General features: G+C 36.2%; 16 protein-coding genes and 1 other annotated feature. Of the genes, 11 read left to right on the top strand and 5 right to left on the bottom strand.

All coding sequences use genetic code 11. The features are described 5' to 3' along the window. The first annotated feature begins 116 nt into the window (after positions 1 to 116). The 3 genes from murC to NST00_RS08260 all read left to right on the top strand — a co-directional run bounded on the left by murC (position 117) and on the right by NST00_RS08260 (position 2,497). A complete protein-coding gene (gene murC, locus NST00_RS08250; RefSeq protein ID WP_016837074.1) occupies positions 117 to 1,424 on the top strand; it encodes a UDP-N-acetylmuramate--L-alanine ligase in 1,308 nt (435 codons plus the stop codon). A 138-nt stretch (positions 1,425 to 1,562) separates the two neighbouring features. Continuing rightward, a complete protein-coding gene (locus NST00_RS08255) occupies positions 1,563 to 2,039 on the top strand; it encodes a DUF948 domain-containing protein (protein ID WP_016837075.1) in 477 nt (158 codons plus the stop codon). Between the two features lie 17 nt (positions 2,040 to 2,056). Continuing rightward, positions 2,057 to 2,497 carry a YtxH domain-containing protein gene (locus tag NST00_RS08260; RefSeq protein ID WP_340709847.1) on the top strand — a complete coding sequence of 147 codons (441 nt, stop codon included), beginning with the start codon at positions 2,057 to 2,059 and terminating at the stop codon, positions 2,495 to 2,497. Positions 2,498 to 2,581: 84 nt separating this feature from the next. On the opposite strand, the gene NST00_RS08265 is transcribed toward NST00_RS08260, so the two are convergent. Next, on the bottom strand, positions 2,582 to 4,738 hold the full coding sequence (locus tag NST00_RS08265; RefSeq protein WP_016837077.1) for a cell division protein FtsA: 2,157 nt from the start codon (positions 4,736 to 4,738) through the stop codon (positions 2,582 to 2,584). Positions 4,739 to 4,912: 174 nt separating this feature from the next. On the opposite strand from NST00_RS08265, the gene NST00_RS08270 reads away from it, so the two are divergent. Together NST00_RS08270 and ccpA are read left to right on the top strand one after the other, a co-directional pair. Then, a complete protein-coding gene (locus NST00_RS08270; RefSeq protein WP_016837078.1) occupies positions 4,913 to 5,998 on the top strand; it encodes a bifunctional 3-deoxy-7-phosphoheptulonate synthase/chorismate mutase in 1,086 nt (361 codons plus the stop codon). A gap of 181 nt (positions 5,999 to 6,179) precedes the next feature. Next, positions 6,180 to 7,193 carry a catabolite control protein A gene (gene ccpA / locus NST00_RS08275; RefSeq protein ID WP_016837079.1) on the top strand — a complete coding sequence of 338 codons (1,014 nt, stop codon included), beginning with the start codon at positions 6,180 to 6,182 and terminating at the stop codon, positions 7,191 to 7,193. 55 nt (positions 7,194 to 7,248) lie between these two features. Here ccpA and NST00_RS08280 read toward each other — a convergent pair whose 3' ends face one another. The 3 genes from NST00_RS08280 to NST00_RS08290 are packed head-to-tail and all read right to left on the bottom strand — an operon-like array spanning position 7,249 to position 9,698. Beyond that, on the bottom strand, positions 7,249 to 8,406 hold the full coding sequence (locus tag NST00_RS08280; RefSeq protein ID WP_340709848.1) for an acetoin utilization protein AcuC: 1,158 nt from the start codon (positions 8,404 to 8,406) through the stop codon (positions 7,249 to 7,251). Beyond that, on the bottom strand, positions 8,403 to 9,050 hold the full coding sequence (locus tag NST00_RS08285) for a CBS and ACT domain-containing protein (RefSeq protein ID WP_016837081.1): 648 nt from the start codon (positions 9,048 to 9,050) through the stop codon (positions 8,403 to 8,405). Before NST00_RS08285 ends, NST00_RS08280 begins: the two co-directional genes overlap by 4 nt. 15 nt (positions 9,051 to 9,065) lie before the next feature. Next, positions 9,066 to 9,698, bottom strand: coding sequence for a GNAT family N-acetyltransferase (locus NST00_RS08290; protein ID WP_016837082.1), 633 nt, complete (start codon positions 9,696 to 9,698; stop codon positions 9,066 to 9,068). 166 nt (positions 9,699 to 9,864) lie between these two features. On the opposite strand from NST00_RS08290, the gene acsA reads away from it, so the two are divergent. The 5 genes from acsA to NST00_RS08315 all read left to right on the top strand — a co-directional run bounded on the left by acsA (position 9,865) and on the right by NST00_RS08315 (position 15,958). Further along, entirely contained in the window at positions 9,865 to 11,595 is a 1,731-nt protein-coding gene (acsA, locus tag NST00_RS08295) for an acetate--CoA ligase (RefSeq protein WP_016837083.1), read from the top strand. 207 nt (positions 11,596 to 11,802) lie between these two features. Then, positions 11,803 to 12,837: an N-acetyl-gamma-glutamyl-phosphate reductase gene (gene argC, locus NST00_RS08300; RefSeq protein WP_016837084.1), complete on the top strand. Its 1,035-nt coding sequence runs from the start codon at positions 11,803 to 11,805 to the stop codon at positions 12,835 to 12,837. 31 nt (positions 12,838 to 12,868) lie between these two features. Then, entirely contained in the window at positions 12,869 to 14,089 is a 1,221-nt protein-coding gene (gene argJ / locus NST00_RS08305; RefSeq protein WP_016837085.1) for a bifunctional ornithine acetyltransferase/N-acetylglutamate synthase, read from the top strand. Continuing rightward, positions 14,052 to 14,831 (top strand): acetylglutamate kinase, encoded by a 780-nt coding sequence (gene argB / locus NST00_RS08310; protein WP_026018964.1) that lies wholly within the window; start codon positions 14,052 to 14,054, stop codon positions 14,829 to 14,831. The genes argJ and argB overlap by 38 nt, the downstream gene beginning before the upstream one ends. Then, entirely contained in the window at positions 14,828 to 15,958 is a 1,131-nt protein-coding gene (locus NST00_RS08315) for an acetylornithine transaminase (protein ID WP_016837087.1), read from the top strand. Before argB ends, NST00_RS08315 begins: the two co-directional genes overlap by 4 nt. A gap of 164 nt (positions 15,959 to 16,122) precedes the next feature. On the opposite strand, the gene NST00_RS08320 is transcribed toward NST00_RS08315, so the two are convergent. Further along, positions 16,123 to 18,972, bottom strand: coding sequence for a transglycosylase domain-containing protein (locus tag NST00_RS08320; protein ID WP_340709849.1), 2,850 nt, complete (start codon positions 18,970 to 18,972; stop codon positions 16,123 to 16,125). Positions 18,973 to 19,093: 121 nt separating this feature from the next. Further along, positions 19,094 to 19,282 (top strand) — a binding site (T-box leader). Between the two features lie 118 nt (positions 19,283 to 19,400). Between NST00_RS08320 and tyrS the strand changes: the two genes are divergently transcribed. Then, positions 19,401 to 20,669: a tyrosine--tRNA ligase gene (gene tyrS / locus NST00_RS08325; RefSeq protein WP_339288227.1), complete on the top strand. Its 1,269-nt coding sequence runs from the start codon at positions 19,401 to 19,403 to the stop codon at positions 20,667 to 20,669. Positions 20,670 to 20,874: the final 205 nt, after the last annotated feature.

Here is a 20,874-nt window from a genome sequence, read left to right on the forward strand (position 1 = left end):
ACAAATGAAAAATAAATGCTATAATGTAATAGGTTTTTGATTAACTAAAAATGTATAAACTAGACATATATATAATATTTATTCATTAGGGTCAATCCCTGGGAGGTTTTTTGAACATGACAATTTATCATTTTACAGGAATAAAAGGTTCGGGAATGAGTTCACTAGCTCAAATATTGTTTGACTCCGGTGAATCGGTACAAGGATCGGATGTAGAAACATATTATTTTACCGAACAACCTTTAAGAGAAAGAAATATTAAAATATTAAAATTTGATCCGGATAATATTCAACCCGGAATGACTGTCATTGCAGGGAATGCTTTTTCTGATAGTCATCCTGAAATCGTACGAGCAAATGAATTAGGCGTTGAAGTTATTCGTTATCATAAATTTCTGGGTGAGTATATAAAGAAATTTACATCAATAGCGATTACAGGTGCCCATGGAAAAACATCGACCACCGGCCTAACAAGCCATGTGATAGGTGGATTTAAGCCAACATCTTATTTAATTGGTGACGGTACTGGATCAGGTAAAAAAGATGCATCTTATTTTGTTATGGAAGCTTGTGAGTATCGACGACATTTTCTAGCTTACCATCCGGACTATGCAGTGATGACCAATATCGATTTTGATCATCCAGATTATTTCTCTGGAATCGATGATGTATTTTCGGCATTCCAAGAATTAGCGTTACAAGTTAAAAAAGCCATTATCGCTTGTGGTGATGATCATTATTTACAAAAAATTCGTGCTAACGTACCGGTGATTTATTATGGATTGGGAGAACGGAATGATGTCATAGCAAAAAATATTGAAAAATCAACAGAAGGTACGAGTTTTGAAGTATATATTCGCAATGAATATTATGATCGATTTTTCATTCCATTGTATGGAGACCATGCAATTTTAAATTCATTGGCAGTCATTGCGTTATGTCATTATGAAGGAATCCCTGCAAATGTAATAAAAGAAAGAATAAAAACATTCAAAGGAGTAAAAAGACGTTTTACTGAGACGATAATTGGCAATAATGTTCTTGTTGATGATTATGCACACCATCCGACAGAAATTAATGCAACGATTCAATCAGCAAGACAAAAATATCCTGATCGAGAAATTGTGGCAATTTTCCAACCACACACATTCAGCCGAACAGAAGCTTTTTTACAACAATTTGCTGATAGTTTAAAAAATGCGGATTCGGTTTATCTTTGTGAAATATTCAGTTCAGCTCGTGAACAAAATGGCAGACTAACGATTGAAGATTTAGCTGCCATTATTGATGGTAGTGAAATACTTCACGCTGAAACAATTGATAAATTAAATAAACATCAAAATGCAGTTTTCCTATTTATGGGAGCAGGTGATGTTAATAAGTTCCAAAAGGCATTTGAATCAATACTCCAAATGGGTGCATAGTTCCTTTCAAGATGATACGAAAATTTTTCATATATCAAAAAAGGAGCTAATTCAATGCTCCTTTTTTTAGCAGAAGAAGGAATAATAAAAATTTTGTCGAATTATATAAACAACTCATCATTCTAGGAGGTCTTCAACATGGAAGTGATACTATATATTTCAGCACTTGTAGCAGCAATCGCTTTCTTAGTTCTTTGCATAAGCATTGGTGCGACATTATTCTCATTAAAAGGAATATTAAAAAGTATTGCAGGTACCATTGCAGGTATTGAAAAACAAATGGAAGGCATTACCCGTGAAACGACTTCTCTATTAGAAAAAACTAATACGTTAGCTGCTGATATTACAGAAAAATCAGAAAAGCTGAATTCTGTAGTAGATGCAGTTAAAAATATAGGCGTATCAGTAAACAATTTAAATAACTCGATTAATCAAATTACTGAATCCATTTCGAGAGAAGTAAGTAAAAATGAAGAAAAAATTGCTCAAGTAGTTCAATGGAGCAATGTGGCAATGGATATAGCAGAAAAATGGAAACAGCGAAAAGCCCAACAAGAAGTGGTGGAGGTAGTGGATAATACGAGTACGACGAAATATAAACGCCGTAAAAAGTAGATAAAGGGGGAAAATGTATGTCAGGGGAAAAACCAAATTATAACGAAGTAAAAAAACAACAGTTACCTCAAGAATCCCTAGTCCATGAAACTAGAGAGGAGGAAACAATCAATATGAAAGATTTCGTAATCGGTGCATTAGTTGGAGGAATTGTAGGAGCTGCTGTAGGATTACTACTTGCTCCAAAAACAGGAAAAGATTTGCGAACTGATGTTGCGCAACAAGCAGTTAATATTCGACAAAAAGGGCTTGTTCTTTCATCAACAGCTAAAGAAAAAACTGTTCAACTTTCAAGTCAAATTAAAGAGCAGTCATCTCAATTAGTAGATAAAGTTAAAGCAAAAAAAGTAAAATCGCCACAAGTGATTGATGATGGTACGGTTTCTTATGAGGAAAATTTAAATGATGTTTATGATGGGATGGATATTTCAGAAGTTGCTAGACCTTCATCTATCTAAGCGGAAAAAAGCAAATTGAGAAAACGATGAGTTTTCTCAATTTGCTTTTTTAATTTAGATTAAAATTTAGCATTCTTCCAGCCGTTATCCCATAGCTGGTTGTTCAATTAATTGAATTTCTAAAATATCGCCACCAAAAATTTCCGTGTCAAAAGAACTTGGATTTCCGTTTCTAAGAATAATGAATTGTCCTCTAAAATCAGGAGGCATTTGCCAGTTTGAGAATTTAAAAACGTCTTGGAAAATCCAAGGGCTACCATCTTTATTCACTAATTGTAAAGAAGCACCGTTATACACAATTGTAGTTGGCTGTACGACTACACCATTCATGAGAACTTCATATTTTGTTTTTTTCAATTGTAATGGTTCATTTTGAAAAGTTACTGTAATAGAGTCTTCTAATGCAATATCTAATTGATCTAACACGACTCGAACTGTTGGCATCGTCGTTGGGGTTTGTATCGTTAATACATCCCCATCTTGAATTGGGTACGTTAATTTGGCAGGTTTACCATTCAATAAGAATGTGCCACTGTACTTTTGTAAATATACCGGTTGACCGTCAACTTTAACTAAAAACGTTTGGAATTGGATGACATCATGTCGGTTAATATGCTCTAAAAAGTCTTGTACTGTTTCAATAGGTTCAAAGATAATTTGATCTCGGTCTTTTATAGGAGTATCGAGGGATGCTCTTTCTCCGTTTAATTTTACAATTGGTTCAACAAAATATGTTTGTTCGTTGAAATTGATTTTTTTGGTGGATGCTTGGTCAATAATATCACGAATTGTAGCATGAGCATCTTTACCATCTTCTCCAGGGATGATAGTAATTTCATCCCCATCTTGAATTTTTGATTTAGTTGAAGCTTCTTGACCATTCACCAATATCGTTGCAGGATTTCCGTGTTCACCAGGAATGAAAATATCCCGGTCGTTGATGGTAATGGATATGCCTTGTCCTGGTTTACCATATAAATGTTTTGCACTTATCTTCGCAGCTAAAAAAGCATCGCTTACCGTCATTTCTTTCGTTTCAAATAGTCGAACAACCTGATCGTTCACTTTAACTGACATATATTGTATAGGAGATTTTTTAGCCGCAATCGCAATACCGATTGGAGTTACAAGATCAGGTCTTACTTCAATGGTTTCATCTTTTATTAAGTTCTGAATGGCACTAATATCCCGAACGGCTACACGATTTGCTGGCAATTGTAAGATTTTACAAAGTTCTTCAGGTAGTTTAGGTGTTAAACTTCCCCCTCCAATAAGCATAACAGCTTTTGGTGGAATTTGGTTATTTAATCGCAATATTTCATTTCCGATGGCAGTTGCCAATTGTTTTATGGATGGCTCAATCGATTGAACGATTTCCACGCTTGGGATTTCTTGTTCAAATCCTAATATATCCTGAATCGTAATCATTTCTTCTGTATGTAATTTACGTTTAATAGATTCTGCGACAGGGAAGTCGAGTAAATATTGATCGCACAAACTTTCAGTAATTTCATCACCAGCTGTTGGAACCATCCCATAGGCCACAATTGTGTTATTATTTGTAATTGCGATATCCGATGTACCAGCACCTATATCGACTAACGCTACGTTTAATCGACGCATTGTTGGAGGAATTAAGACATTAATTGCTGCAATTGGTTCGAGGGTTAATGCCTCCATTTCCAAATCTGCTCTTTTTAATGCAGCAAATAGCGATTCAATTACTACTCGTGGTAAAAATGTTGCAATCACTTCAACTGTCGCTTCATTTCCCTGCTGATCCAAAAGACTCCCAATTTCTTGCCCATCAAGCTTGTAGTAAAGTACAGAATAACCAACACAATAATAATGATTTTTTTCATCTTTTTCATGTTTCTGAATAAGTTGAACTTGCGCTTGTTGTACAGCTTGTAATTCAAGTCTATTGATATCTTCTTGTGTAAAAATTGGCCGATTTTTAATATTAATTGTCACAAGAGCTTGTTCAGTTTTTAGTGCACGCCCTGCTGCAGCAACGTTCACTTTTGTTAAAGGACCGTGTTTTTTTTCTAATTCTGACTTCAATTCTTTTATTAATTCTGCCACGTATAAAACATTATGTATTTGGCCATCAATCATTGCCCGCTCTTTATGTTCTTTCATGAGTATATCCACAACACGGTACTGGTGATTTTCCTCTTCTAAAATAATTCCTACGACCGACCGGGTTCCGATATCTAAAGCAAATATTTTGGAACTCAATGCAACCGCTTCCTTTCTATTATTATCTTCATATACTTTAACGAGTTGAAGCGTTAAATTAAAAACGTGACATTCTGAATTTTCTTGATTATAATATGGATATTATCTTAAAATGTAACATACATTTCAGTCTTCTGAAAGTGTTGTATTTAAGTGGAGGAGGAGAATTAGGGAATGAGTGAAAAAAGATTAGAAGCACTTCGACAACAAATTGACGAACTAAATTTAGAGATTCTTCGTTTGATTAACGAACGTGCTGAAATTGTAAATGAAATTGGTAAAATTAAAGAAAAACAAGGCGTTACACGATATGACCCGTTACGTGAACGTCATATGTTAGATTTACTGAAAAAGCATAATAAAGGTCCGTTAAATCAAATGACGGTTGATTATATCTTTAAAACAATTTTTAAAACGGCTTTGAAACAATTAGAATCAGATACGAAAAAAGAATTGCTTGTGTCACGTAAGAAAAAACCAGAAGATACAGTGATTGAAATTAATAATGAAAAAATTGGAGTTGGCGAGCCAACATTCATCTTCGGTCCATGTTCAGTAGAATCATATGAACAAACAGCACAAGTAGCCGCTTCAATTAAAGCTAAAGGATTAAAGTTCATCCGAGGGGGTGCTTACAAACCTCGTACTTCTCCATATGACTTCCAAGGATTAGGCTTAGAAGGTTTAAAAATTTTAAAACGCATTTCTGAAGAATATGGATTAGCGGTAGTGACTGAGATTGTCACACCTGCTCATATTGAAGAAGCTTTGGATTATGTTGATGTCATTCAAATCGGTGCCCGAAACATGCAAAACTTTGAATTGCTAAAAGCAGTTGGTGAAACGAACAAACCAGTATTATTAAAACGTGGATTAGCTGCTACAATCGATGAATTTGTGCACGCAGCAGAATATATCATGTCTAAAGGTAATGAAAATATCATGCTATGTGAACGTGGAATTCGCACTTATGAAAAAGCAACACGTAACACATTAGATATTTCTGCAGTACCTATTTTAAAACAAGAAACTCACTTACCAGTATTTGTTGACGTTACACATTCAACAGGACGCCGTGATTTATTATTACCATGTGCGAAAGCTGCAATTGCTATTGGTGCAGACGGTGTTATGGCGGAAGTGCATCCAGATCCATCTGTAGCATTATCCGATTCACAACAACAAATGGATTTACAACAATTTGACCAATTCTTTGAAGAACTTCAAAAATTCATGAAACAATATGAATATAAAGCTTAATGTTTTATACTATCCAATCACTAAGATTGGGTAGTTTTTTCTTACTCGAATATTTGGTGATAATTTACTAGTATTATATCTAAAATATTATATTTTTTTGAACTTTTGCTTTGTATTGAAAAAATTAAGCAAAATATCGTATTATGAAGACAATAATAAAATGAAAAAGGAGGGAAAACCTTTGACTGTTACAATTTATGATGTTGCACGGGAAGCGAATGTTTCAATGGCAACAGTGTCACGAGTAGTAAATGGTAATCAAAATGTTAAGCCTTCTACTCGTAAAAAAGTGCTTGAAGTGATTGAACGTCTTGAATATCGTCCTAATGCGGTAGCAAGGGGACTTGCGAGCAAAAAAACTACAACAGTAGGAGTTATTATACCTGATATTTCAAACAATATATATGCTGAAGCAGCTCGAGGGATTGAAGATATTGCAACGATGTATCGCTACAATATTATTTTGGCCAACTCTGACCAAAATGAAGACAAAGAGTTGTCACTGCTTGACACAATGTTAGGAAAACAAGTTGATGGAATTGTAATGATGAGCGACGCAGTTACACCGAAATTACTTCAGTCAATGGAAAATTCCCCTGTACCGATTGTTCTTGCAGGTTCAATTGATGAATCTCAAAAGTTACCTTCAGTTAATATCGATTATTTCCAAGCAACTTATGAAGCGGTAAATATGTTAATTACGAATGGACATAAACGTATTGCATTCGTTAGCGGACCGTTAAGTTATACAATCAACGTCAAATATAAGCTAGAAGCTTATAAAAAAGCATTGAAAGATGCTGGATTAGATGTGGATGAATCGTTAATTGTTGCTGAAGACAGCACGTATGACGGTGGAGTGGAAGCATGGAAAGAGTTAAACCAAATCGAAAATCCGCCGACTGCCTATTTTGCTGGAAGTGATGAATTAGCAATTGGAATTATTCATGCTGCACAAGATCACGGTATAAAAGTACCGGAAGATATTGAGGTCATCAGTTTTGAAAATTCGAAATTAGCTCGTATGGTAAGACCACAATTAACAAGTGTGGCACTACCTTTATATGAAATCGGTGCAGTATCAATGAGATTATTAACGAAATTCTTGAATAAAGAAAAAGTAGAAGATCAAAATGTTATTTTGCCTTATCGAATTGAAAAACGTGATTCAGTGAAAGAAAAATCAAAAAAATAAAAGAGTGTAGACAAAGTCTCAAATGATTTTGTCTACACTTTTTCTTATATGAATGCTATTTTTTCTCACTTCTGATGATATTTAATGCTTTTATGAGCATTTGTGCATTTTTTTCTTCTATTTCTGCTTTCCTTGGAATCGGTTCAAATAATGGATTTGGGTCTTCCCACGTTGGAATGAGCGGCACCGGCGCCTCTTTTTGCCATTTGTTTAACCAATCTTCAGGCAGTTTTCCTGTTGGAATGGGGTCATCATTCATCTCTAGCCAAATCAGTGACCATGCCCGTGGCACAACTCGCCACATGTCATAACCGCCGCCACCAACGGCAATCCATCGTCCATCACAATATTCATGAGCCAATTCATGAGCGAGTTTCGGAATCTCTCGGTATATTTTCATGGAGGCATATAAATGAGTTAAAGGATCAAAATAATGGGCATCTGCGCCATTTTGGGTAAAAAGTACATCGGGTTTAAAATATTCAATGACTTCCCTTAAAGCTTTTTCGTACACCATTAAAAAACTATTATCCTCAGTAAAGGCTTCAAGAGGAAAGTTAAATGAAGTTCCATAACCTTGTCCATTTCCTCTTTCACTGATATTTCCCGTACCTGGAAATAAATATCTGCCTGTCTCGTGAATGGAAAATGTGCAAACGCTAGGATCATCATAAAATGTCCATTGTACACCGTCACCATGATGAGCATCTGTGTCTACATAAAGAACGCGAGCTTGATATTTTTCTTGTATGTAACGGATTGCAATCGAACTATCGTTGTATATACAAAAGCCACTTGCTCTTCCACGAAAACCATGATGCAAACCACCACCGAGATTTAAAGCATGTTTACTTTTTCCTTGCATTACATAATCTACCGCTTGCAATGTACCGCCGACAAGCAAACTACTTGCTTCATGCATGTTCGGAAATATCGGGGTATCTTCTGTTCCAATGCCGTATGGTTCTGCTTGTTCTGCTGTTATGAGGCCATGTCCTGCTTTTTTTACGATGTCGATATATTTTGGATCATGGACCAGTTCAAGTTCTTCATCAGTTGCTACTCTTGCTGGAATGATATCATCATCTGATAAGGCGTCAATGTTTTTTAGTAAATCAATAGTTAACAGTAACCGCTTATGGTTAAATGGATGGCTGTCAGAAAACTTGTAGCTTAATTGTTCTGGTGAGTATACAAATACTGCATTTTTCATAGATTCACCCCTGGCACATTAGGCCATAATACTTCAAAGCCGTTGTTTCGTAAATCAGTAATAATTGATAAAGGATTCATCATTCGAATGCGAATTGAAATGATGCGGCTATCATTGTTTTCTGTATCAGGAAATACTAAAATGCTTAACACATTTGCATGATGTTTTTTTATAAGTGTTAGGACATCTGCTAATGTTCCAACTTTATCTTTTAACCGAATATCAATTTTCGATGAAGGCTGATGTGCACCTGTTAATTCAATATAAGCATACAGTAAATCCGAAGATGTAACGATACCTACAAGCTTCCCTCCAGAAACTATAGGTAGGCAACTAATTTTTGATTCGTAAAATGTAATCGCTACATCCTCAACAAAATCAAGTGGATGACCAACGATGACATCTTTTACCATAAATTTTTCAATAGGTGTATCATAAATAGTCGGATTATTTTCTTCTTTAAGACAAGAAGGTAATGCATTTTTGACGTCGTGTGATGTAATGAGACCAACGACATTTTCTTCATCATCTACAATGGGAATGTGGCGGATACTTTTTTCTCTCATCAATTTAAGGGCATCATTTAATGTATCTTTTGGTGTAAGCGCATACACATCTCTTTTCATGATTTGTTCGACAATCATACTTATCCTCCTAAATTAATACATGTATCGATATTTAAATCGAAGTCTGTCAAATCGTTCGATGGATTCTTGATTCACTCGCTTGCCTATACGAACCATTAGACAATTGGCTGGATGAGATGTTATTTCTGGATCATCGGTCGCACAATATTCAAAGCCAACTGTTTTCATTAAATTTTCCATCATATTTCGATATTGCCATACATTTAGTCCTGTGCCTTTTAAATCCCAATGCCAATAATATTCTGTAGTAATAACTAAGTAATCTTCCATTTCATCTCCCATAAAGGAAACTTCTAATAGTTTTTTTCCTACCCCAGCTCCTCGATAGGATGGTATTACTTCAATTGCTCCCAATTCTAGCATATTTTCAATCTTATCCTCTGACCATCTCTCAAGTGGATCAGGATAAAGATATGTGACATAGCCGATGACGATATTTTCATTGCGAGCGATAATAATTCTACCTTCTATTAATTTAGCTATCTCGATTAATGCCCTTTTTTGTTCCTGAGGAGGACGAAAAGAAGTTAAATTTTCATGAAATTCATATTGTTCGAGTGTTTCTGGCGGTATGGGCCCTTCGACGATGACGGTGCCATGAGGCGTTTTCAACTGCGCATTGTAATAATTTTTTATATGTTGCAATCAGCATCACCTCCGTTTTTCTATTATTAACATTATATGATAAATTCTGTGCATTAACGCAGAAATTTGTGAAAAATAAACAAATTAACTAAATGTTAAAAATATTTTGCTAATTATAATAATTCGTTGTAAAATGTAAAATATCAAAAAAGAAAGGGGATATTTCATGGGGATGAAAACGACTGAGAAATTAGCAGTTGTTCACGGGGATTATCATCTAAAAAACTATGATGAAACATATGCTAATTTCGATTGGAAGGAAGTAGAGAAAGCATTTAGTTGGTATACGACGGGGAAACTAAATGCTGCTTACGAAGCAATCGATCGTCATGCAGAATCAGATCGAAAAAACAAAGTAGCTCTTTACTTTAATAACGGGGAACGTAAAGAAGCCTACTCATTCTATGATATGAAGCGCATGACGAACAAGGCTGCCAACGTGTTAAAAGAGTATGCAAACCTTGAAAAAGGGGATCGATTGTTTATCTTTATGCCGAGATCTCCAGAATTGTATTTTTCTTTGCTTGGTGCTTTGAAGTTGGGGGTAATTGTAGGTCCGCTCTTTGAAGCATTTATGGAGGGAGCGGTATATGACAGATTATCAAATAGTGAAGCAAAGGCACTTGTTACAACTCCAGAATTATTAAATCGAGTGCCGTTAGATGAATTACCACATTTAGAAAAAGTATTTCTTGTTGGGGAACAAGTAGAAGAAAATGAAAAAATCGTTGATTTTAATAAAAGATTAGATGAAGCATCCAGTCATTTCGATATTGTTTGGGTAGATCGAGAAGATGGAATGCTTTTACATTATACATCTGGATCAACGGGGGCACCAAAAGGAGTATTGCATGTGCATAATGCAATGATTCAACAATATCAAACTGCTCGTTGGGTATTAGATTTGCATGAAGATGATATTTATTGGTGTACAGCAGATCCAGGATGGGTGACAGGGACAGCCTATGGTATTTTTGGTCCATGGTTGAATGGTGTAACAAACGTAATCATCGGAGGAAGATTTAGTCCTGAAAAATGGTATGAAGCTATCGAAGAATATGGTGTTACTGTCTGGTATAGTGCACCAACAGCATTCAGAATGTTAATGGGTGCAGGTACAAGCGTGTTAAAACAATATGATTTATCTTCATTACGACACGTGCTTTCTGTAGGAGAACCATTAAATCCAGAAGTCATTCGTTGGGGTATGAGTGAATTAGGTCATCGTATTCACGATACTTGGTGGATGACAGAAACAGGTGGGCACATGATTTGTAACTATCCAAGCATGGAAATCAAACCAGGTTCCATGGGAAAACCAATTCCAGGTGTATACGCTACTATTGTTGATGATGAAGGAAATGAGCTACCACCATATACGATGGGGAACTTAGCGATTCGAAAAGGATGGCCTGCCATGATGAGAGCCATTTGGAAAAATCCTGAGCGTTATGAACAATATTTCTTAAATGGAGAATGGTATGTTTCAGGAGATTCAGCATATAAAGATGAAGATGGATATTTCTGGTTCCAAGGTCGTGTCGATGATGTAATTATGACAGCTGGCGAGCGAGTTGGACCATTTGAAGTAGAAAGCAAATTGCTAGAACATCCAGATGTTATTGAAGCGGGTGTTATAGGAAAGCCAGATCCAGTTCGCGGTGAAATCATTAAAGCCTTTATAGCACTACGACCTGGAGTTGAACCGACAGAAGAATTAAAAGAAGAAATTCGTCAATTTGTCAAAACTGGTTTAGCTGCACATGCAGCACCGAGGGAAATTGAATTTAAAGATAAACTTCCGAAAACTCGAAGCGGTAAAATCATGCGCCGCGTATTAAAAGCTTGGGAGTTAAATCTTCCAACGGGTGACTTATCGACGATGGAAGATGATTAATTGATTCAATGAATTGCTAGAACACATCATGTGATTTGTTGAGCAAGGTAATATTTATGCATCCACCGAAGGATAATTCATTTATCAATAAATGATTATCCTTCGTTTTTTGTTATATAGAATTTTTCGAAAATATATAAACATACATTTGACTTTATATTTATACAGGTTTATACTATACATTATCTTACAGAAGAGGTGAGAATGATGAAGGTGGCAATCATTGGAGCTACTGGATATGGTGGATTAGAACTGATTCGGTTTTTACATAATCATCCTGAAGTAGAACGGATGGACTTGTTTACTTCTTCTGAAGAAGGAGTTATATTTTCGTCTAAATTTGGTCATTTATTGAATATTCAAGATGTCCCTTTACAAAAAATAGATTATGAGACTTTGATGAAATATGATGTTGTCTTTGCAAGTACACCTAGTGGAGTGACGAGCAAACTTTTACCTCCGCTTGTAGGAAGAGGACCAAAATTAATCGATTTATCTGGAGATTATCGATTAAAAAATCTACAAGACTATGAAAAATGGTATAAGAAAGAACCGGCTCCACCGGAAATTATAGAAAAAAGCGTATATGGTTTAACAGAATGGAATGAAAAGAACATTAAGGAGGCTGCTTTTATAGCAAATCCAGGCTGTTATCCGACTGCGGTACTCTTATCAATCCTTCCGCTAATTAAGAATGGTTTAATTGATCCTTCCTTCTTAGTGATAGACGCAAAAAGTGGAGTATCAGGTGCTGGAAATAAACCAACAAAAATGACGCATTTTAGTGAAACGAATGAAAACTTATCAATTTATAAGATAAATGAACATCAACATATTCCGGAAATAGAGCAAGCCATTGAAATGTTTACGAACGTTAAAGCAACCATTACATTTAATACGCATTTAGTGCCGATGACGAGGGGAATTTTAGCGACTTCCTACGCACCGGTGACAAATGGAGTAACTACAAAAGATTTATCGGAATGTTTACTAGAAACGTATAAAAAACATCCGTTTATTCGTGTGATTACCGATGCCGATACAATTGGAACTAGTCGAGTAAAAGGTTCGAACTATTGCGATGTGTTTGCAAAAGTAGATGAACGGACAAATCGGGCTACCATCATTGGTGTAATTGACAATTTAGTTAAGGGGGCTGCAGGGCAGGCAATTCAAAATATGAATGTTCAAATGAATCTGCCGCAAACGACTGGTTTAAATGTCGTACCATTATTTATTTAATTTTGTGTTTGGGAGAAATGGAGGAGAAAAAATGGAATCTATAGTAGAGATGAAGCTATCAAGTAAAAATATTGTATCACCGAAAGGATTTAAAGCTGCTGGAATCCATTGTGGACTTAAACATAAGAAAAAGGATTTAGCACTTTTATATAGTGAAGTACCAGCGAGTGTTGCAGGCGTATTTACAACAAACAAAGTGCAAGCTGCACCGATTAAAGTAACGAAAGAAGTTGTTTATGAAACGAAAAAAATGCAGGCGGTAATTGTCAACTCTGGTAATGCCAATGCTTGCACAGGAAAACAAGGGTTGCTTGATGCTTATGAAATGCAAAAATTAGCTGCAGAAAAATTAGGTATCGATCCTGAATTAGTGGGAGTTTCTTCTACTGGAGTTATCGGTGAGATGCTGAAGATGGATTGCATCCGTGATGGTGTGAAAAAAATTGAGATAGGAAATACACTGGAAAATGGCATCGATTTTGCACAAGCAATTTTAACGACAGATACGGTCATGAAAAACACGACTTATTCCACAACTATCGATGGAAAAGAAGTCGTAATTTCAGGTACAGCAAAAGGTTCTGGAATGATTGAACCAAATATGGCGACGATGCTTGGATTTATTACAACAGATGCGAATATCGAATCCGATGTATTACAAAAAGCGTTATCAGAAATTACAGATTTAACTTTTAACTGTATTACAGTTGATGGAGATACTTCAACTAACGATATGGTATTGGTGTTGGCGAATGGTTTAGCAGGGAATAACCGATTAACACCGGAACACCCAGACTGGAACAATTTTTATAAAACTTTACAAATGGTTGCAGAAGATTTGGCAAAAGCAATTGCACGAGATGGAGAAGGTGCGACAAAACTGATTGAGGTAGAAGTAGATGGGGCCGTTTCAGATGAAGAAGCACGGAAAATTGCAAAAACGGTTGTAGGCTCTCCATTAGTGAAAACGGCGGTATTTGGTTGTGACGCCAATTGGGGACGCATTATTGCGGCTGTTGGTTATAGTGGAGCAACAGTTGACCCAGACAAAATTATGATAAAAATTGGTGATAAAAAAATGGTGGAAAATGGTGAACCCGTTCCATTTAATGAAGAAGAACTAATAAAAATTTTAAAGGCAAATGAAATAAAAATTTATGTTTCATTAAGTCAAGGAGAAGGACACGGGTTTGCATGGGGGTGCGATTTATCTTATGACTATGTACAAATCAATGCAAGCTACCGTTCGTAAACGAATTGTCATTAAATTAGGTGGAAGTACATTAGAAGGCTTAAATGAGGCCTTCTTTTCCAATTTTAAAACATTACAAGAAGAAGGTTATGATATCATCATTACCCACGGCGGAGGTCCGGCCATTAACCGCGAATTGGAAAAAAGGAAAGTTTCATCGCATAAAATAAATGGTATTCGAGTAACAAATAGAGAGGCAATGGAAGTTGTTCAGTCGACTTTAATTGGCCAAGTGAATCCGAAACTCGTTTACGATTTAAATCGAGCAGGCATTCAAGCAATCGGTATAAACGGATTTGATATGAATCTTCTCCAGTGTGAATTACTAGACTATGAAACTTATGGATATGTGGGAGAAATAAAGCATATAAATACAGATATTATCGATATCCTTACCACAAAGAAAGTGGTGCCGGTCATTAGTTGCATCGGCGTTTCCGAAGAAGGACAAGGATTAAATATTAACGGTGATACAGTAGCTAGCGAAATTGCGTTGGCAGTAGGTGCTGAACGTTTACTGCTTGTTACAGATGTAGCTGGAATTCGCATTGGTGGAAAGTATCAAAAAGAAGTTACACCTGAACTCATTTATCGGTGGATTGAAGAAGGCGAAATTACAGGGGGGATGATACCAAAAGTAGAGGGAGCGATTCGAGTATTAAAAGCAGGCATCCCGAAAGTAGAAATCGTTGATGATACGTTAACAGGGACAACAATAATCAGTAAGGAGTTAGTAAAATGAGTGCACTTTTTAATACTTACGCAAGAAGACCCATTGCTCTTGTTGAGGGGAAAGGGACCATCGTCAAAGATCAAAATGGCAAAGAATATTTAGATTTTACAAGCGGAATTGCTGTATTATCATTGGGTCATGCTCATCCGGAACTTGTCAAAACAATTCAGGAACAAAGCGAGAAAATTTGGCATACTAGCAATTTATATCAAATACCGGGTCAGGAAAAACTAGCGCAATCACTCGTAAAGGATACACACTTTTCATACGCATTTTTCTGTAATAGCGGAGCAGAAGCAAATGAAGCGGCTATTAAGCTCGCACGTAAACATACTGGAAAACACCATATTATTACCTTCCAACAATCATTCCATGGCCGTACATTTGGTTCAATGAGTGCAACAGGACAGGGAAAAATTCATAACGGTTTTGGACCGTTAGTGGACAAATTTACGTATCTACCATTTAACGATGTGGATGCATTAAAGAGTGCAATCGATGATACAGTTGCTGCCATCATGCTTGAAGTCATTCAAGGTGAAGGCGGGGTCAATGCGGTTACCGATGAGTTTGCTGAAGCTATTCAAGAGATTTGTTCAGAGAATGGAATTTTATTAATCATTGATGAAGTTCAAACAGGAATTGGTAGAACAGGTACCCGTTTCGCCTTCGAACAAACTCCTTTAAAACCGGATATTGTGTCAATAGCTAAAGGACTCGGAGGAGGATTTCCAATCGGTGGTATATTAGGAACAAAAGAATTGTTTGATACTTTTAGTCCAGGTACACATGGTACAACTTTTGGAGGAAATCCGTTAGCTGTTGCTGTTGCTCAAAAAGTTATTGACATTGTATTCCAACAAGATTTTTTAGATGAAGTAAAAAAGAAATCAGATTATTTTGTTGAAAAGTTAAAAGCAGCTTTCCATAATGGAGAATTTAAAGTTAAAGGAAGAGGGTTATTGATTGGATTAGAAGGGGAAAATGAAGTGGCGCCAGCTATTAGTAAACTAGAAGAAGCTGGTTTATTAGTTTGCTCGGCTGGTACAAAAGTAATTCGATTATTGCCCCCTCTAACTGTAAGCTATGAAGAAATCGATCAAGCCATCGACATTTTAAAAAAGGTATTCGTATAAAAGAAAGGGGGTGTCTAGAAAGTCATAAACTTTCCAGACACCCTCACTTATTTTTTTATAACACTTGTTCCTGCGATAGTGTTACAATTGGCGTCTTGAAATCATTTCAGACGACGTGTTTATAAATGATGATGTGGGTTGCCATTGTTGTGGAATAACAGTTTTTATTGATGGTTCTGGTCATTTTCTTCTTTTTCAGTTTCATTTTGTTCGTTGTCGTTTGGTTGTTCGTTTTCGTTATGATCGTCCTTAGGATTTTCTTGTAACGGTTCTCCTGCTTGCACGTTGGAAATGGCAGATTCTAATCCCGTAATATCAACTGCGACGACTCCGTATTTTCCTTTTCCAACAGTAATGCTGCGAGTATCACTTTTAACGGAAGCGATTAATTTTTTACCGCCGTCGGAAAGGTCGTAAACACGATAACCGACAACGTCATTGGAAGCGGAAGGTGACCAGGATAAAACATTTCCTTTAATTGTTGCATTTACTGGTTGAGGTGCAACTTGGTCTGCGTCAAAGCTCTTTGCAGATGCAACTTGGATTGATTGTTTTCCTAAGAGTTTATCAGGATTTCCGCCGAGACGGCCTAGTAATTTATCAACAAATTCTTTATTTAATGAAATTCCGCTAGAAGTATAAGTAAATTCAGATGGTGTTGAATCCAAAGCAAGATAAGATTCACCGTTGATGTTAACCGTTCTCGTTTCAGAAGAGATGAAGCTATTATCTACTTTGGATGGAACAAATTTACGAATAAACAAGTCATTTTGTACTAAACCAGCATTACTACATGCGTTTGATGGCGCCATTCCTGAGATGCCACAGAAGGATGCATGTACGACATCTTTCGGTTGTTGGAATCGCTCTTTCGTACCAATGAATTCGGGTTTTACATTGTAAGCCGCATTCATTAAAGTTGCCCATAATAAATTTACACGAGTACTTGGTTGGAAATATATATTGTTAAATTGATATAAAGTTCTCGGTTGGTCATAACCTAACCAAACCCCTAAAGAAACATTTGGATTGTATCCAACGAACCATACGTCTTTGTATTCTTGAGTTGTACCTGTTTTTGCTGCAAAGTCAGATGAGAATTTTAATGTACTGCGTGCTCTAGTACCAGTACCATATTCCAATACATCTCTCATCATATCAGTAATGATGTATGATGCTTCAGGGGAAAACACTTGAACTGGCTCTGGAGTGTGATTGTAAATAATATTGCCGTCTACATCTTCTATCCGATCAATCATATAAGCGTCAATAAATTTCCCACCATTTGCAAATGTGGCAAAAGCGTTTGTGTTTTCTTCCACTGTTGTTCCGTATTCTAATGCTCCGATAGAAGTAGCTAGATTAACAAAATCCCCTTCAGTTAATTTTGAGAATCCCATTTTCTTTAATAGCTCAGCAGGTCTTCTGTCGATAATTTGGTCGTATAAACGGATTGCTGTTAAGTTTTGCGAGTGAGCTAATGCTACCCTAGCCGGTATGATTCCCCGCTCTTCGTTTTGGATATAGTTAGTTGGAGCCCAGCCTTTATACTTGAATTTGACGTCAACAACAGGACTTCCTGCGCCAATCACACCATATTCGATCGCTGGACCATAAACAAGTAGCGGTTTCATCGTTGAACCATTCGGACGATATGCTTGAGTTGCATGGTTTAACTCGGTAATTTCAAAGTCTCTTCCTCCAACAAAGCTCAATATTTTTCCTGTCTTATTTTCGATTAGTATACTGCCTACTTGCACAGGAAGAGGGACTTCAACTTCTTGTTTTGTTTCTGGATCAATTTCTGTTTTCGTAAAAGTATGACCATAATATTGGAATTCCTTTGCTGCATTGTTCATTGCATCATATAAGTCTTTATCGATTGTCGTATATATGCGGTAGCCGCCTGAACGTATATCTCTGTCCGCAAGTATTATATATTTTTCGTAAAGATTTTCCTCTTCATCAAGACGTTTAGGATCGATGCCGTCTTTTTCAGCTAATACTCTTGCCATAATTTCTTTTGCTCGGCGTTCGATTTCAAAAGTTAGATATGGGTAATTTAACGTTTGTGATTCTGGTTCTTTGAAATCTTTTGTAATGTCATAGTTGAGAGCTTCTTGATATTCCTCTTCTGAAATATAGCCAACTTCTTTCATTCGATATAAGACGGTTTTCATTCGTTCGATTCCAGGTTGTAAACCTTCTGGACTTTTTAGTTGTCCTTTTTGCGTATAAGGAGTATGAGCAAAAGGTGCTTGTGGAATTCCGGCAATGTATGCAGCTTGCGGTAAATTTAAATCCTTTGCACTTACACCAAAAATTCCTTTCGCCGCTGTTTCCACTCCTGCAATATTCCGGCCAGAAGCATTTCTGCCATATGGAATAATGTTTAAATACGCCTCTAAAATTTCATCTTTTGTCATAAAATGTTCAAGACGGAATGCAAGCAACAATTCTCTCGCTTTTCGTTCGTATGACACTTCATTCGTTAATATTTGGTTCTTAATAAGTTGCTGCGTTAAAGTAGAACCACCAGTTTGGGTTGAAGCATTTGTAAAGTCTTGAATTAATCCTCGAAGTACCGCTTTTGGCACGATTCCATTGTGCTCATAAAAGTATTCGTCTTCCGTTGCAAGGACTGCCTGCACTAAAAGGGGTGATACTTGATCAAGCGTTGTTTCTTGTCGATCTAAATCTGTGCGAACTTTGCCTATGTAAATATTTCCGGCAAAATACATTTCACTAGTTTCTTCATAGTTATAAATTTGTTTTCGCATTTCTTCCTTCGTGTGCAGAGGCTCGTCTTTTACTAATGATGCAAAATAGCCTACTCCAATGGAAAATACAAATACAAAGCCGGTTAAAAAAAGTATCAAAAAGACGAGTCCTAGATTCCAAAGCACACTTAATGTAATGCGCAACTTGCTTGTATCTTTAGATGTAGCTATCGTTTCAATTTTTTCGTTTATTTGTATTAGTTTATTGATAAATTGTTGAAGCCACTCTCTCACTCAATCCCCTCCTAAAATCTTGTATATTATAGCACAATTCTATATAATCGGAGTATAGTTGTTGACAATGAAAATTTTACGAGTACAATATGACTTATAGTTTTTTATGATTTACATATATTTTCAAGCGTTGAAGAGATTGAAGTAGTGTTTTCATTCACTGTATTAGAGAGCTAGCGGTTGGTGCAAGCTAGTCATAATGAAGACATGAATTACGTTCTTGGAGCTTGAACGTTTTCCGCGATAAGGATGAATGAGTGGGAGATAGTTTCTCCAAGCTGGGTGGTACCACGTGAATAGCGTCCCTGCATGCATGATTGCATGCAGTTTTTTTATTGCAAAATTTCTTTGACCTAGCTTTGGTGAAATATGTATTGAACAAACTATATCCCTTTTCATTAATAAATACAAAATAGGAGGAATCAAGTATGACAAATGCGTTATTAGAAGATTTAAAATGGCGTGGTTTAATATATCAGCAAACTGATGAAGAAGGATTAGAAAAACTATTAAGTGGAGAAAAAATATCATTATATGTAGGGGTGGACCCAACAGCTGATTCCATGCACATTGGCCATATTGTGCCACTACTGACACTGCGTCGTTTCCAACAAGCAGGTCACAAACCTGTATTACTTGTTGGTGGGGCAACAGGAATGATTGGTGATCCATCTGGAAGATCTACAGAACGCCAACTTCTTACAAAAGAACAAATAGAAAAAAATGTTAATGGACTAAAAAAACAAATGGAGCGCATTTTTGAATTCGGTGATAGTGAAAACAGTGCTATTTTAGTGAATAACTATGAATGGATTAGCCAAATGAATGTCATCGATTTCTTGCGTGATTACGGAAAGCTTATTAATGTTAATTACATGCTTGCAAAAGATACCATTGCCTCTCGTCTTGAATCAGGTATTTCATTTACTGAATTCTCTTACACTTTATTGCAAGGTATTGATTTTAATTATTTATATGATCATTACAATGTGCGATTACAAGTTGGGGGTTCAGACCAATGGGGCAACATTACAACAGGTCTTGAAATCATCCGCAAAACACATAATGAAGAGGCTAAGGCTTACGGTATTACAATGCCGCTTGTTACAAAAGCGGATGGCACAAAATTTGGTAAAACGGCAAGCGGTGCAGTTTGGTTAGATCCTGAGAAAACTAGTCCATATGAATTTTATCAATTCTGGATTAATACAGCTGATGCGGATGTTGTTAAATATTTAAAAATCTTTACGTTCTTAAGCAAAGAGGAAATTGAAGCTCTTGCTGTATCTGTGGAAGAAGAACCACATTTACGCAAAGCGCAAAAGGTATTAGCAGAAGAAATGACAAAACTAATTCACGGCGAAGAAGCGCTCGAAACAGCAAAACGCATTACAGATGCACTATTCTCAGGGGATTTAAAATCACTATCTGCCAGCGAAATGAGAGATGCATTTAAAGATGTACCTACTGCAGAAATCGCGAAAGAAGACAAAAATATTGTAGATTTACTAGTAGAAGCAAATATTTCGCCATCAAAACGTCAAGCGAGAGAAGACGTAGCGAATGGAGCCATTTCTATTAATGGAGACAAAGTAACTGATGTAAATTACATTGTTGGTAGCAAAGAGCGTTTAGATGATGAATTTACAATTATCCGACGTGGTAAAAAGAAATATCATATGGTTAAATACGTTTAATATTTGATAGAAATAAACGAGTAGGCTTGATTGACAAATGATGTCAATCAAGCCTTAATTTTTGTCCTTGTGAAAAAAATTCCACCCAATTAGATAGTAGATATAATGGGGTTTTGAAATTTTCTTTCATTAAGACTTACTTATTAATACCAAAATAGTAATAATGCACTTAATTCTACATAATATTTTATTGACATGTTACGAA

It is taken from the genome of Ureibacillus sp. FSL K6-0165, assembly GCF_038004285.1.
GTDB classification, from domain to species: domain Bacteria; phylum Bacillota; class Bacilli; order Bacillales_A; family Planococcaceae; genus Ureibacillus; species Ureibacillus thermosphaericus.

Coding starts and splice junctions, on each gene's coding strand:
- NST00_RS08255 (WP_016837075.1), top strand. CDS start 1,563: ATGGAAGTGATACTATATATTTCAGCACTTGTAGCAGCAATCGCTTTC.
- acsA (WP_016837083.1), top strand. CDS start 9,865: ATGGGGATGAAAACGACTGAGAAATTAGCAGTTGTTCACGGGGATTAT.
- murC (WP_016837074.1), top strand. CDS start 117: ATGACAATTTATCATTTTACAGGAATAAAAGGTTCGGGAATGAGTTCA.
- NST00_RS08280 (WP_340709848.1), bottom strand. CDS start 8,406: ATGAAAAATGCAGTATTTGTATACTCACCAGAACAATTAAGCTACAAG.
- argJ (WP_016837085.1), top strand. CDS start 12,869: ATGGAATCTATAGTAGAGATGAAGCTATCAAGTAAAAATATTGTATCA.
- NST00_RS08315 (WP_016837087.1), top strand. CDS start 14,828: ATGAGTGCACTTTTTAATACTTACGCAAGAAGACCCATTGCTCTTGTT.
- tyrS (WP_339288227.1), top strand. CDS start 19,401: ATGACAAATGCGTTATTAGAAGATTTAAAATGGCGTGGTTTAATATAT.
- NST00_RS08260 (WP_340709847.1), top strand. CDS start 2,057: ATGTCAGGGGAAAAACCAAATTATAACGAAGTAAAAAAACAACAGTTA.
- argB (WP_026018964.1), top strand. CDS start 14,052: ATGACTATGTACAAATCAATGCAAGCTACCGTTCGTAAACGAATTGTC.
- NST00_RS08270 (WP_016837078.1), top strand. CDS start 4,913: ATGAGTGAAAAAAGATTAGAAGCACTTCGACAACAAATTGACGAACTA.
- NST00_RS08285 (WP_016837081.1), bottom strand. CDS start 9,050: ATGATTGTCGAACAAATCATGAAAAGAGATGTGTATGCGCTTACACCA.
- argC (WP_016837084.1), top strand. CDS start 11,803: ATGAAGGTGGCAATCATTGGAGCTACTGGATATGGTGGATTAGAACTG.